Source organism: Elizabethkingia argenteiflava, assembly GCF_009904105.1.
In the GTDB taxonomy this organism is placed as follows: Bacteria; Bacteroidota; Bacteroidia; order Flavobacteriales; family Weeksellaceae; genus Elizabethkingia; species Elizabethkingia argenteiflava.
Genome location: NZ_JAAABJ010000043.1, coordinates 1 through 434, shown reverse-complemented (window position 1 = coordinate 434; position 434 = coordinate 1). Strand labels below are relative to the sequence as shown.

Sequence of the window (434 nt, the reverse complement as noted above, 5' to 3'; positions counted from 1 at the left end):
TCACAGGTACTTATTGGTATAAAAAAAAGAGAAAGTAGATAACTACTTTCTCTTTAAGTCGGGGCGGCAGGATTCGAACCTGCGACCTCCTGGTCCCAAACCAGGCGCGATGACCGGACTACGCTACGCCCCGAGGTGTTTAGGCTTATTAAAAAAGGCTTGCAAAAAATGCAAGCCTTTAGTGAGCGCGACAGGATTCGAACCTGTGACCGTCTGCTTAGAAGGCAGATGCTCTATCCAGCTGAGCTACGCACCCATAGTAGTAAAAAAACTTTTTGAAACAAAAAGCTTTTCATGAAGTCGGGGTGGCAGGATTCGAACCTGCGACCTCCTGGTCCCAAACCAGGCGCGATGACCGGACTACGCTACACCCCGTTTTTGCAGTTGCGGAGGGTAAGGGATTCGAACCCTTGCGACCCTTACGAGTCGACAGT

General features: G+C 49.8%; 3 tRNA genes. All 3 read right to left on the bottom strand.

What is annotated here, in order from left to right:
- Positions 1 to 58: 58 nt before the first annotated feature.
- Positions 59 to 133, bottom strand: a tRNA-Pro gene (locus GNY06_RS00215).
- Positions 134 to 182: 49 nt separating this feature from the next.
- Positions 183 to 256: transfer RNA gene (locus GNY06_RS00210), tRNA-Arg, on the bottom strand.
- Between the two features lie 44 nt (positions 257 to 300).
- Positions 301 to 375, bottom strand: a tRNA-Pro gene (locus GNY06_RS00205).
- Positions 376 to 434: the final 59 nt, after the last annotated feature.